At 69.9% G+C, this 12,526-nt stretch carries 10 protein-coding genes; 2 read left to right on the top strand and 8 right to left on the bottom strand.

Translation table 11 applies throughout. The annotated features are described in order from the left end of the window. Positions 1-210 precede the first annotated feature (210 nt). From phnV to phnS, 4 genes are all read right to left on the bottom strand, one after another. Entirely contained in the window at positions 211-1,074 is an 864-nt protein-coding gene (gene phnV / locus AC3AP7_RS21720) for a 2-aminoethylphosphonate ABC transport system, membrane component PhnV (RefSeq protein WP_487364616.1), read from the bottom strand. Further along, a complete protein-coding gene (gene phnU / locus AC3AP7_RS21715) occupies positions 1,074-2,012 on the bottom strand; it encodes a 2-aminoethylphosphonate ABC transporter permease subunit (protein WP_487364615.1) in 939 nt (312 codons plus the stop codon). Before phnU ends, phnV begins: the two co-directional genes overlap by 1 nt. Next, the gene (gene phnT / locus AC3AP7_RS21710; protein ID WP_487364614.1) at positions 1,990-3,087 is read right to left on the bottom strand and encodes a 2-aminoethylphosphonate ABC transport system ATP-binding subunit PhnT; all 1,098 of its coding nucleotides are present in this window, start codon (positions 3,085-3,087) and stop codon (positions 1,990-1,992) included. Before phnT ends, phnU begins: the two co-directional genes overlap by 23 nt. A gap of 139 nt (positions 3,088-3,226) precedes the next feature. Next, positions 3,227-4,318 carry a 2-aminoethylphosphonate ABC transporter substrate-binding protein gene (gene phnS, locus AC3AP7_RS21705; RefSeq protein WP_487364613.1) on the bottom strand — a complete coding sequence of 364 codons (1,092 nt, stop codon included), beginning with the start codon at positions 4,316-4,318 and terminating at the stop codon, positions 3,227-3,229. A gap of 247 nt (positions 4,319-4,565) precedes the next feature. Here phnS and AC3AP7_RS21700 point away from each other — a divergent pair, with 247 nt between their 5' ends. Beyond that, a complete protein-coding gene (locus AC3AP7_RS21700; protein WP_487364967.1) occupies positions 4,566-5,675 on the top strand; it encodes a 2-aminoethylphosphonate--pyruvate transaminase in 1,110 nt (369 codons plus the stop codon). A gap of 6 nt (positions 5,676-5,681) precedes the next feature. Here the strand turns inward: AC3AP7_RS21700 and AC3AP7_RS21695 are convergent, their stop codons facing one another. Then, entirely contained in the window at positions 5,682-6,437 is a 756-nt protein-coding gene (locus AC3AP7_RS21695; RefSeq protein ID WP_487364612.1) for a DeoR/GlpR family DNA-binding transcription regulator, read from the bottom strand. A 222-nt stretch (positions 6,438-6,659) separates the two neighbouring features. Here AC3AP7_RS21695 and AC3AP7_RS21690 point away from each other — a divergent pair, with 222 nt between their 5' ends. Then, complete coding sequence (locus AC3AP7_RS21690; protein ID WP_487364611.1) at positions 6,660-8,216, top strand: ABC1 kinase family protein; 1,557 nt, start codon at positions 6,660-6,662, stop codon at positions 8,214-8,216. Positions 8,217-8,405: 189 nt separating this feature from the next. On the opposite strand, the gene AC3AP7_RS21685 is transcribed toward AC3AP7_RS21690, so the two are convergent. The 3 genes from AC3AP7_RS21685 to AC3AP7_RS21675 form a co-directional block, all read right to left on the bottom strand. Continuing rightward, entirely contained in the window at positions 8,406-8,927 is a 522-nt protein-coding gene (locus AC3AP7_RS21685; protein ID WP_488324864.1) for a hypothetical protein, read from the bottom strand. Positions 8,928-9,197: 270 nt separating this feature from the next. After that, positions 9,198-10,823 (bottom strand): S10 family peptidase, encoded by a 1,626-nt coding sequence (locus AC3AP7_RS21680; protein ID WP_487364609.1) that lies wholly within the window; start codon positions 10,821-10,823, stop codon positions 9,198-9,200. Between the two features lie 74 nt (positions 10,824-10,897). Next, on the bottom strand, positions 10,898-12,454 hold the full coding sequence (locus AC3AP7_RS21675; RefSeq protein ID WP_487364608.1) for a S53 family peptidase: 1,557 nt from the start codon (positions 12,452-12,454) through the stop codon (positions 10,898-10,900). Between the last annotated feature and the right edge of the window lie 72 nt (positions 12,455-12,526).

Genomic DNA, 12,526 nt, shown 5'->3' with positions numbered 1-12,526 from the left:
TTGTGCGTCGCCGACGCGCATGCTTCATTCAGCGGCGCCGCCGGAGGGCGCGCCGCGTTCTCCCGTCATGTCGCCACAACGCCATCACACCTTGTCACGACAATTCGCATATTTTCAGTCATTTTGACATTTTTTGCCACATTCCTGAATACGCCTGAATACGCTCCGCACCGCGCTTCCTCCGCGCGTCCACGCGTCCACGACGCGCGCCTATCCGCCGCGGCGGCGCGGCACGCGCGCCGCGATCAGCAGCAGCGCGCCGAGCGACACCAGCAGCAGGATCAGCGACAACGCGGACGCCGGCAGGTAATAGCCGCGCTCGACCTGGCCGACCACGACGATCGGCACCGTCGCAAACCCCGGCGGATACACGGTGAGCGTCGCGCCCAGTTCGCCGAGCGACAGCGCGAAGCCGAGTGCGAGGCTCGCGCGGATCGCCGGCACCAGTTGCGGCAGCACGACGCGCCGCAGCACCATCGCCGGGGGCGCGCCGAGGCTCGCGGCCGCCTCGCGCAGAACCGTCAGTTCGGGACGCAGCGCCGCCGCGGCGCACCGGTAGCAAAACGGCAGCACGAGCGCGAGCTGCACGAGCACGACGATCGCAGCCGACCCCGACAGGTCGAGCGGACGCTTGTGATACGCGATCAGCACCGCCAGCCCGAGCACGACGCTCGGCACGCCGTTGGGCATCATCGCGACCGTGTCGACCAGCGCGCCGAGCCCCTTGCGGTCGCGGCCTTCGAGCGCAAGCGCGAACCATAGCCCGAGCACTGTGCCGAGCACCGCGACGCCGAAGCCGACCTCGAGGCTCGTGGACAGTGCATCGAAATCGCTCGGCCCGAGCCGCTCGAACCAGCGCATGCTGAAGCCGTCGGGCAGGATCGTGCCGGACCAGTGCGCCGCCACGCTCGACAGCGCCACGACGGCGACCGGCAGCACGAACAGCCACACGCACAGCAGCGCCGCGCCCGCGACCAGCGCGCCGCCGGCCATCCGCGCAGCGCGACTGCGCGGCGCGCGCCGGCTCGCGCGGCGCGCGGCCGGCAACCCAGGCTTCCCCAGACCGGCGGCCATCAGTGCGCTCCTTTTGCCGTGCGGCGATTGACCCGGCGGTACACCGCATACAACGACAACGACATCATCAGCATGACCACCGCGCCCGCCGCCGCGGTCGGCAGATCGAGGTCGACGGTCGCCGAACTGTAGATCGCCACCGGCAGCGTCACGAGGCGCGCGCTGCCGAGCACCAGCAGGATGCCGAATTCGTTCAGCGTCAGCAGAAAGCACAGGATCGTGCCCGCCGCGATGCCCGGCCACGCGAGCGGCAGGATCACCCGCAGCGCGACCATCGGCCCGTTTGCGCCGAGACTGCGCGCGGCTTCGACGATGCGCATGTCGAGCATCGCAAACGACGCGAGCGTGGGCCGCACGACGAACGGCGCATAGAACACGACCTCGGCGAGCACGACGCCGCCGAGGCCGAACAGGAAATCGAGCGGCGGCGCCTGCAGATGAAAGAGCCGCTGCAGTCCGATGCTCACCGAACCCTGCGAGCCATACAGGAAGATCAGCGTGAAGGCGACCAGAAACGACGGGAACGCGACGAACAACTCCAGAAACCGCGTGACGAGCCGCGCGCCCGGAAACGGCCGGAAAAAGAGCAGCGCGGCGAGCCCGACGCCCAGCAGCGACGCGAGCCCCGCGCTCGCGCACAGGATCGCGAGCGTGGTGCCGATCAGCCCCTTCGTCTCCGGGTTGCCGAAAAACGTCGCGTACGCGTGAAAGCCGAACCCGTGGCCGCCGCTCAGGCTCAGCAGCACGAGCCGCGCCAGCGGATAGACGACGAGCGGCCCCAGCACGACGCTCGCGAGCCCGAGCAGGTGCCATTGCGCGGCCCGTTCGCGGCGCCGCGCCGCGGCCGCGTGCGAAGCCTCGCTGCGCGCGCGCACATGAGCATGAGCACGAACGGCGCGCGGGTCGGCGTGAGCGTCAGGGTTCGATAAGGACGACATCGTCTGCCTCGTAGTGCAACGAAATCCGCGCGCCCTTTGCAGGCGTCATGCCCTGGCCGCGCTGCATCGTGACGAGCACTGCCTCGTCGGGGCGCGCATCGAGCACGACCGACACCGACAGCACCGCGCCATACCAGTCCACCGATGCGATCGTGCCGTGCAGGTGGCCGCCGCCGAGCGGCACGATCCGCCATGCTTCGGGCCGCAGGCACGCGACGCGCTCGCGCTCGCCGTGGCGCGCGTCGCCGAGCGCGAACGCAATATGCGGCGGCAGCAGGTTCGCCGCGCCCAGGTAGCGCGCGACGAACGCGTCCTGCGGCGCATCGTAGAGCTGCTGCGGCGTGCCGAGCTGCGCGATGCGGCCGTCGCGCATCAGCAGCGTGCGGTCGGACAGCACGAGCGCGTCGTCCTGATCGTGCGTCACGCAGACGATCGTCAGGTTCGGCAGACGCTCGTGCAGCGCCTTCAGCTCGGAGCGCACCGACGCGCGCAGGTTCGCGTCGAGCGCCGACAGCGGCTCGTCGAGCAGCAGCACATCCGGCTCGATCACGAGCGCCCGCGCGAGCGCGACGCGCTGCTGCATGCCGCCCGACAGTTGCGCCGGCATCACGTGGCCGGCGTCGCCGAGCTGCACGAGCTTGAGCGCATCGGCGACGCGCCGGGCGATCTCCTTCGACGACTCGCGCCGCGCGCGCAGCCCGAACGCCACGTTCTCGAACACCGACAGATGCGGAAACAGCGCATAGCTCTGGAACAGCAGGCCGAGGTTGCGCCGGTGCGGCGGCACGTGCGTGAGATCGCGCCCGGCCACCGTCAGGCTGCCCGCGAGCCCGTCCGCCTCGACGAAGCCGGCGATGAAGCGCAGCAGCGTCGTCTTGCCGCAACCGCTGCGGCCGAGCACGGTCAGGAGTTCGCCGCGCCGGATGTCGAGCGACAGGTCGTCGAGCACCGCGCGCGTGCCGAAGCGCACCGTCAGGTGCGCGATCTGCACGCCGCCGGTCATCTCCGGTTCCGCCGCGGCAAGCGCGCGCGGCGTGGCGCCGGGCGCGCCATAGGCAAGGTTGGCGGTATTCACCGGCTTCGTCCTCCTGCGGGAAACGGCGGGCACATACTCAGGTACAAACCCGGACGCAAACCCGGGCACAAGCAGATAAAAACAGCGATGGCCGCCGCGCACGCCGCCAGCCAGCGAGCCGGGCGCGGCGCGCGACGCGTTACTGGGCGGGCTTGACCACTTCGAGCGGCTTGCCCGACGAACCGATCACGTCGTTTTTCCAGCGCGCGGTCCAGTCGGCCTTCTTCGCCATCACGGCGTTCCAGTCGACCGGAATCAGCTTCACGCCGGCGATCGCCTGCTTCACCGCCGCGCCGTTCTTGCCGGCGAGCGGCACGTCGGTGCGGCCCGGAATGCCGAACACGTCCGGCACCTTCGCCTGCACCTGCTGCGACATCAGGTAGTCGATCAGCTTCTTGCCCGCCGCCTGGTTCGGACCGTTTTTGATCAGCCCGATCGCGTACGGCAACTGGAAGGTAGTCGGCGCGCCGCCCGGCGCGGCCGCGAGGAAGACCGGCTTGAGCGTGAGGCCGCCGTTGGCCGCGTCGTCCAGATCCATCTGCACATCGCCGTTGGCCACCGAGATCTCGTCGCGCGACAGCAGCACATCCAGATAGCCGGTGCCCTTGGTGTGGAACTTCGCGTTCGCCTCGAGCTTCTTCAGGTAGTCGAACGCCTTGTCCTCGCCCATCAGCGACGTGGTCAGGATGATCATCGCCATGCCGTCGCCGGCGGTCGCCGGATTCGAATACGCGACCTTGCCCGCGTAGTCGGGCTGCAGCAGGTCGGCGAACGTTTTCGGCTGGTGCTTCACGACGTCCGGGTTGATCGCGAACGAGAAGTAGTTGTTCACGAAGGTGGCCCATGTGCCGTCCTTCGCCTTCGCGATCGCCGGCACACCCTTGTAGTTGACGCTGCGATACGCCTGCAGCAGGCCCGCCTGATCGGCCTGCTGGATGAACGGCGGCAGCGTGACCAGCACGTCCGCCTTCGGCGAATCCTTCTCGATCGTCGCGCGGTTGACCACTTCGCCGCTGCCGGCGGTGACGATGTCGACCTTCACGCCCTCCTGCTTCTCGAAGGCGGGCAGCACCGACTGGTACAGGTTTTCGAGGCCGTCGGCGGTGTACAGCACCACCCGGCCGGCCGCGCACGCCTGCAGCGAGACCGCGCCGAGCGCCGCCGCGACGAGCGCCGGCAAGGTAGCGCGGACGAGCCTCGCGGCCGCGCGAAACTGACGGTTCTTTTTCATCTGCTATCTCCGAAAGGCGATCGACCCAACGGTCGGGAAACCGGATTGGTCTGTTGTGACGGCGCGGCGGACGCCCGCATGGCGGCGCCGTGCACGTTGCCTGCAAGGGGCAGCGCAAGAATTGCAGGTTTGCGTGACAGCGCCGTGACGTCTCCCAATATTTCCAAAAAATGACACATTTTGCCAATACACTATGTGTCGACCGAGGGCTGTATTGACCCATTCCGACGCTGATGGAGGCTGTGTGATTTCTGGAAACGACCCGATCCTGCTCACGCCGGGGCCGCTGACGACCGCGTGCGCGACGCGCGAAGCGATGCTGCACGACTGGGGCTCATGGGATGCGGCATTCAACCGCGTGACCCAGTCCGTATGCGAGGACCTCGTGAAGATCGTCCACGGCGAAGACGACTATGTCTGCGTGCCGCTGCAAGGCAGCGGCACCTTCGCCGTCGAAGCCGCGCTCGGCACGCTGGTGCCGCGCGACGGCTGCGTGCTGGTGCCGGACAACGGCGCGTACTGCGCACGCATCCGGCGCATCCTCGAACGGCTGGGCATTGCGTGCGTCGCGCTGCCGCTGCGCGAAGACGAGCCGGCGAGCGCGGCCGCGCTCGACGCGGCGCTCGGGCGCGACGGGCGCATCACGCACGTCGCGCTGGTGCACCTCGAAACCAGCGCCGGCCTGCTGAATCCGCTCGACGCGATCGCGGCCGTCTGCCGGCGCCGCGGCAAGGCCCTGATCGTCGATGCGATGAGTTCGTTCGGCGCGTTGCCGATCGATCTGCGCGGCAGCGGCATCGACGCGCTGGTGTCGGCGAGCGGCAAGTGTCTGGAGGGGGTGCCCGGCATGGGCTTCGTGATCGCGCGGCGCGGCGCGCTCGACGCGTCGGCGGGCCGCTCGCCGTCGCTGGCGCTCGACCTGCACGACCAGTACGCGTATCTGCGCAAGACCACGCAATGGCGCTTCACGCCGCCCACGCACGTGGTCGCCGCGCTGCGCAGCGCGCTCGACCAGTTCGTCGCCGAAGGCGGCCAGCCCGCGCGCGGCGCGCGCTACGCGCGCAATTGCGCGGCGCTCGTCGACGGAATGCGCGCGCTCGGCTTCGTGCCCTTCCTGAGGCCCGACGTGCAGGCGCCGGTGATCGTCACGTTTCACGCGCCGCGCGATCCGGCATGGCAGTTTGCCGCGTTCTATGCGGCCGTGCGCGATGCCGGCTACGTGCTGTATCCGGGCAAGCTCACGCAGGTCGACACGTTCCGGGTCGGCTGTATCGGCGCAATCGACGCGCACCATCTGCGCGGCGCGGTCGCCGCGATCGGCCGCGCGCTCGACACGCTCGGCTGGCGGGTCCGCTGACGCGCATCAGGCGACGACGATCTCCGGGCCGCGCGCGGCGATGGCTTTCGCCAGCGCGCGCTCCGGCGCGCGTTCGGTGACGAGGTAGCGGGCCCGCTCGAAGCCGTTGATGCGCACCGGCGTCATGCGGCCGAACTTCGAATGGTCGGCGACGACCACCGCGATGCTGCCCGCCGCCAGCATGCGGCTGCGCACTTCCGCGGCCATCCGCGTGTAGTCGGTCAGCGCGCCGTCCGGCGCGATGCCGCTCGCGCCGACGAAGGCGAAGTCGGTGTGATACTGGATCAGCTGCTGCACGGTGTCGAGCCCGAAGGTCGCGTCCTCGCTGTCGGACAGCTCGCCGCCGAGCAGCGTCACGCGGTTCTCGTTGCGGCGCCCGAGCAGCAGCGCGATGCGCCAGTCGTTCGTATAGACGCTCAGCCGGTGACGGCCGGTCAGCGCGCGCGCGACCGCCTGCGTCGTGCTGCCCGAGTCGATGATCACCGACGCGCCGTCCGGCACCAGTTCGGCCGCGCGCTCGCCGATCGTGCGCTTCGCGCCCGCGTGGGCGGCCTCGCGCACGTCGAGATCGGGCTCGTGCCGCTCGGTCGACAGCGCGCCGCCATGCGTCGTCACCAGCAGGCCGCGGCTCGCGAGCGTATTCAGATCGCGCCGCACGGTCTCGCGCGACACGTTCAGCTCGCGCACGAGCTCCGCCACCGACAGCGCGCCGTTTCGCGCGACCTGCGCGAGGATGAATTGGTGTCTTTGTTCTGCCAGCATCGGAAGAAGGCCGGCCGGCGGCCGGCCTGGGTTCGTTGAGCTGCGCGGGGCCGCGCCCTCGCCGGGTCTCGCCGGGTCTCGTTGGATCTCGTCAAGCCGCCGTATTGTAGTACGCGACACCGGGCGCGAACACGCCGGCGCGCGCACAGGCCGGCTATCCCTGCTAACCTGCGCACTCTGGGCGTGCGCCGCAGGGCGCGCGCGATGTCGACCGGCTGGCTCATGCGATCCCTGTTGCACCGCTTACGACTGCTGTGGCACGCGCTGCGTTTCGGCGCGCGCCTGATCTGGCTCGCTGCGCCGCGCGAACACCGGCTGCACTGGGCCATCGCGCTGCTGCGCCGCCTGCATGCGTCCGGGCCTGCGCGCGCGCGTCTGCATACGCTGCTGCCGGCGCTCGGGCCGCTCGCCAGCGCGTTCCTGCAAAGCGTCGACGCGCACCCGGAACTCGCGAGCGCGACGCTGCACGACGCGCTCGACGCAATCGGCCGGCTCGAAGCGCCGCTGCCGCCGGCCGACGTCGAAGCGGCGTTGTCGCGCGCGCTGGGGCGGCCGGCCGCCGCGCTGTTCGCGCGCTTCGATCCGGTGGCCGTGCAGAGCGGCCTCGCCGAACAGACGCATCTCGCGACGCTCGTCGAGCCCGTCAACGGTCACCGCGAGATTGCGATCAAGTTCGTGCGCGTCGCGCAGGTGCAGCAGATCGCCGACGAACTCGCGCTGCTGCGCCAGCTCGCGCGCTGGCTCGAACGGCTGTCCGGCCGCGCGCGGCAAGTGCGGCTCGGCGCAGTTGCCGCGGATCTCGGCGACGCGCTGCTCGCGCGTTTCGACCTGCGTGTCGAAGCCGCCAACCTGAGCCAGACCGGCCATCATTTCGACGGCGACCGGCGCCTCGTCGTGCCGGACGTCGTCTGGACGCTGTGCACCGCGCATACGCTCGCGACGCAGCACGTCGACACGCTGCCGGCCACCGATCTGGCCGGGCTCCTCGTGCATCATGTGCGGCTCGCGCCGCTGGCGGCGCATCTGGTCGAAGTGGTGACCGAGCAGGCGTTCGCGCACGGCTTCTTCCACGCGAGCTTCGACGCCGCGAAGGTGCGCGTCAGCGTGGAGCCGGATACGCGCGGGCGTCTCGTGCTGGCGCAGTTCGCGGCAATGTCGAGCCTGTCGTCGCAGGAGCGCGCGTTCTTCGTGCACGGCGCATCGGCGCTGTTCGAGCAGGATTACGGACGGCTCGCGCGCCTGCATCGCGATGCGGGCCACGTGGCGCACACGACGCGCACGGAAGCGCTGGAGGCCGAGTTGCGGCAGCGCGCCGAGGCCCACTTCGCGGCTGCGCCGGACGAGCGCTCGGCCGGCGCGCTGTTTCACCATCTGCTGTATGCGGTGGAGCCGTTCGACGGGGCGGTGTCATCCCGTCTCGCGATCGCGCAGCGGACCTTCGGACAGGCCGAAACGCTTGCGCGCACGCTGCACCCGGGCGTCGATACGTGGAGCGTCGCACGCAGCGTGCTCGCCGATCTTGCGCGCCGCGATCTCGATCATCGCGGCTGGAGCGCGCGCATTGCACAGGAACTGCCCCATCTCGCGCAGATGCTGCCGCGCGTGCCGCAACTCGCGGTGCGTTATCTGCAGCAGCAGCACGACGCGCCGACGGCGCGCCGGCACACGCTGCTGCTGCAGGATCTCGACCGCGAGTACCGGCGCACGCGCATGCTGCTGTGGTCGTGCGCGATCTGCGGCGGCGTGCTGGGTGCGGCCGCGGTGCTGCTGACGGGCTGAGGGCACGGGGCGGGGCCGGCTGCGTAGCGGTTTGCGGTTTGCGGTTTGCGGCCGGCATCGGCGGGCCCGCGAGCCGTGCCCTTGCAAGCATGTGCGCTGCGGACGCATGCGTACGTCTACGTCTGCCTCATCGCGCGCATGCGCCGGGAGAACGCGTGCAGGCGTCATGCGCGCGCGTCGCGTGGGGAATCATCGGCTGTCGGTGGGGTCCGCCGGGGGAATGTCGGCGCTGCTTACCTCGCTGCTGTTCGCTTCGCTGCCGACCGAGCACGCGTGGTCGCCGAAACCCGGGTAGTCGACTGCCCAGTTGCCGAAAATCTGCGCCTGCGCGTCGCCGAGCGTCATCTTGCCCTCGCACACGCAGTGCTTCAGACGCACCACCAGCCGCGCCTTGCGCCGCTCGCCGTTCGCGCCGGCCCACGGCAGCAGTTCCAGATTCGATGCCGCATCCGGCGAACCGCCCAGCAGCACCGGCACGCGCCGATCCAGCGCGTAGCGCGCGCCGTCCGTCTTGCTGATGCCTCGCTCGGCAAGCAGGCGCGCCTTCATCGCCATCAGCGCGTCGACCGGCGGAGACACCGAATCGGCGTAATCCGGACGGCAAATCGTGTCGCCAATCGATTGCTGCGTCACCCGCGGGTCCAGCATCGACGCGTCCTGCGCGGCTACCGGCGCGGCATGAGCGGCGGCCGCGCAGAGCGCGAGCACCATGCCCAGTTGTGCAATGCGCGGCCTGGGGGACGCGCGACGCCGCGGGACGCTTCGCATCGGGCACGGCGCACCGGCCACATCGACGCGCCGCGTTGCGCCAAACTCGTCTGCATTTCTTTCCATCATGCGGTAACGCGTCAGGCCATGACGCGTAGTAGTCAACTCGCACGGGCATTAAAACACATTCGATCGCGCGGAGGAAAATCCGCCGCGCATGAATGAGCCGCGCCCGCGCGCCGCGCGCCGGCAATTCGCGCGGCTGCGCCGGCGCTATTTCACGCGGCGCGCCTGCAGCGCGCGCACCCGGTCGAGCGCGCCGGTGTCGGCCGTCGCGGCGTCGTACATTGCCGCGAGATCGCCTTTCAGCGCGGTGCGCGACGGGCCGTCGAGGTAGACCATGTGCCCGGACGGATAGAAGCGCGCCGACAGGTTGTGCCGCACCTGCTGGCTGACGAGCGGCATCTGCTGCAGGTCGAGCACGGTCTGGTAAAACGGCGTAACAAAATCATAAAAGCCGTTCGCCGACAACACCTTCAGATCGACGTTCAGCGCCATCACCGCCGCGAGGTCGCCGGCCGTGTAGAGGATCACATTGCCCTTCGCGTCGATGCCCTTTTGCGCGCCGGTCGGATCGATGTGGCTGAAGTCCCAGTACTGGAACGCCTGGTCGTTCAGATCGGTGAACGACGAGTTCGACGTATAGCGCAGCTGCTCGTTCAGATAGACGTTCCACATCGTCGTGTAGACGCCGGTGACGGCCGTCATCGTCGGGTCGTTGCCGCCGGAGTTCGGGTCGATCCTGCCCGCGATGCCGGTGTCGATCGCCGTGACCCGGCCGTCGTACGCGCCGAGCGCGAGCCCCTTCGACTTCAGCAGCGTGGTCAGGAACAGCGCATTGCCGCGGCTGTCGTAGCCGGCAATATCGAGGCCCCACGCGAGCAGCGTCGGCTTGTCGATGCCGGTGTATTCGCTGAGCTTGTCGACCGTCGCCGGGTCGGTGGCGGGCACCTTGCGCAGCGCCGCGAGATAGTCGGTGCGCGCGAACTGCGCGACCTCTTCGGCGAACGCGTCCAGACGGGGCGGCGTGGGCGCGACGCCGAGCCGGTGGTGATACCACGCGTCCGCGGCGGCGGTGGGCAGCGCGCCGACCGGATTGCCCGACTGCGTGTAGTCGAGAATCGACGACTGCAGCGTGACGCCGTTCAGATCGATCCCCGCCTCGTGCAGCATGTAAGCGAGCACGCAACTGCGCGCGGTGCCATACGACTCGCCGTACAGGAACTTCGGCGAGTTCCAGCGCTCGTTTTTCGTCAGAAAGCGCTTGATGAACTGCATGATCGAGCTCGCATCCTGATCGACACCCCAGAAGTCGCGATTGCGGTGCGGCGCGATCGCGGCCGAATAGCCGGTGCCGACCGGATTGATGAACACGAGATCGCTGCGATCGAGCAGGCTGTCGGGGTTGTCCTCCATCTGGTACGGCGCGGGCGGCGTGAAGCCCGGCATCGACGTCCTGATCCGGCGCGGCGCGAACGAGCCGAGCAGCACGAACACCGACGACGAGCCCGGCCCGCCGTTATAGAAAAACGTGACCGGCCGGCTGTCTTCTTTCTGGCCGTCTTCCGTGAACGCGACGTAGAACATCTTCGCATCTGGCTGCGAACTGCTCGGATCGACGATCACGAGGTGGCCCACGGTCGCTGTATAGGCGATCTTGCGGCCGCCGATCACGATCGTGTGATGGGTGAGCGCCGCCCCCTCGCTGGTGTCGGTGACCGAGTCGTCCGGCCCGTTGCCGTAGGCGACCGGATCGAAAAACGGCTGGTCCGCGCCGTGCTGCGGCGCATGCGGGCGATGGGACTGCGGGCTGGCGGATGCTGACTGGGTATGCGTCATGATCGCTCCATCGGATTCGTATGAAGACGTGCGTGTCGCGGTGCGCGCCGGGATCGCCGGCGCGCACCGCACGACTATAGTGCGGCCGCGATTTTCTGGCCATCGGGACTGCCGAGCCCGGTGCACGCGTCCCAGCCCTGCGAGGCCGCATAGGCGCCGTTGTTGCCCTGCGTGATGTCGTGCAGCGCGCCCGGCGCCCGGTACAGCTTCGGATTGACAAAGCCCACCGGCGTGCCCTTCGCCGCATTGATGCGCGCGATCAGCGCCGCCCACAGCGGCGCGACCGCGCTCGTCCCCCCGACCACGGTGGGCGAGCCGTCGATCAGCACGTCGTAGCCGCTTGCGGGCGACGCGTCGGCGGCGACGTCGGGCACGCCGCGCCCGGCGAGCGCGACCGGCGCCGCATTCACGCCGGCCGCGCTGAGCCCCTGCTGCCACGACGGCACCGCAAACGCGCGGCTCACCCCGCCGCCGCTCGCGCCGCCCGCCGCGCCGTCGTTCCACACGACCTCGCCCGTGATCGTCTGCCCGGCAGCGCTCAGCCGCGTGCCGCCGCAGGCGAGCACGTAGGGGCTCGACGCCGGAAAATCGACGACCGTCTCGCCGGACGGATCGCTCGAACCGCTGTCCCCGGAGGCCGTGCAGACGGTGATGCCCATCGCGGCCGCCGCCTGCAGCGTGTCGTTGAAGGTCTGCAGCGACTGCGCGGGCCAGGCGGACTCGGGACCGCCCCAGCTGATCGAAATCACCGAAGGCCGGTTGACGGTGTCGTGCACGGCGCGGCTCACTGCGTCGACGAAGCCCGCGCCGGTGTTGGTCGAAAAGTAGACCGCGAGCGTCGCTCGCGGCGCGATTGCGCCGGCCACCTCGATGTCGAGCGTCACTTCGCCGTCCGGGCCGTTCGGGTCGCCAGTGGGCTGGTTCGCGCCCGAGTCCACGCTGACCGCGACGACCTTCGGCGCGCTCTCGCCGAGGCCGGCGAAGTAGCGCGTCAGATCCGCGCCCTCGTAGCCGCCGCCGAGCTCGACGATGCCGATGCATTCGCCGCTGCCGTCGCCCGGCGGGAACCGGTACAGCGCCGCCAGCTGCAGCGGCGTGAACGACTGCGCGTCGCGCGCGCGCGCCGGATCGAACGGCGGGCGGATCCGGAAGTGCGGCCGCGCCTGCGGACGGGTGTCGAGCCCGAGCACCGCGGTGACCACGTCCGCGAGCGCGTCCGGCACGCTGACCGTGCCCGCATAGCCGCGGTACTCGCCGAGCGCCCGATGCCGGCAGCGCTGCAGATGCACGCCGAAGGCCGCCTCGAACTGAGCGGCGGTGCCGCCCAGAATCACCGCGCACGCGGCAGGATCCTCGCGCACGACGGTCAGGCCGGCCTGCGACGCGAATGCGCGCACTTTCGCGACGTCTTGCGGCGCCGCGCCGTAGGTGTGCGCGAACGCTTCGCGCGACAGCGGACGAACCGCCGGATCGCCCGCCTCGATGCGGCCGAGCAGCGCATCGAACTGCGCCTGCGCCGGCCGGCGCAGCACGACGCGCACGTCGATCCGCCCGACCCGATCCCAGGGTCCGAGCACCTCGGCACCGGCCTCTGACGCACGCTCACTGCCTCGCAACGGATGCTTTGTCATGATCTCGACACTCCTCGGTGCGCGGCGCGGCGGCCGCGCGTAGGCCACGGTTTGCACATGCACCGGCGTGAC

The sequence above is a fragment of the Paraburkholderia sp. PAMB 6770 genome (genome assembly GCF_057748135.1).
The sequence above is the reverse complement of the archived record's forward strand: the minus strand, read 5'-3'. Positions and strand labels throughout refer to the sequence as shown.

Excerpts from the sequence above, each read along its gene's own strand:
- phnV (WP_487364616.1), bottom strand. The coding sequence starts at position 1,074 with ATGGCCGCCGGTCTGGGGAAGCCTGGGTTGCCGGCCGCGCGCCGCGCG.
- phnU (WP_487364615.1), bottom strand. The coding sequence starts at position 2,012 with ATGTCGTCCTTATCGAACCCTGACGCTCACGCCGACCCGCGCGCCGTT.
- phnS (WP_487364613.1), bottom strand. The coding sequence starts at position 4,318 with ATGAAAAAGAACCGTCAGTTTCGCGCGGCCGCGAGGCTCGTCCGCGCT.
- AC3AP7_RS21695 (WP_487364612.1), bottom strand. The coding sequence starts at position 6,437 with ATGCTGGCAGAACAAAGACACCAATTCATCCTCGCGCAGGTCGCGCGA.
- AC3AP7_RS21690 (WP_487364611.1), top strand. The coding sequence starts at position 6,660 with ATGCGATCCCTGTTGCACCGCTTACGACTGCTGTGGCACGCGCTGCGT.
- AC3AP7_RS21685 (WP_488324864.1), bottom strand. The coding sequence starts at position 8,927 with ATGGTGCTCGCGCTCTGCGCGGCCGCCGCTCATGCCGCGCCGGTAGCC.
- AC3AP7_RS21680 (WP_487364609.1), bottom strand. The coding sequence starts at position 10,823 with ATGACGCATACCCAGTCAGCATCCGCCAGCCCGCAGTCCCATCGCCCG.
- AC3AP7_RS21675 (WP_487364608.1), bottom strand. The coding sequence starts at position 12,454 with ATGACAAAGCATCCGTTGCGAGGCAGTGAGCGTGCGTCAGAGGCCGGT.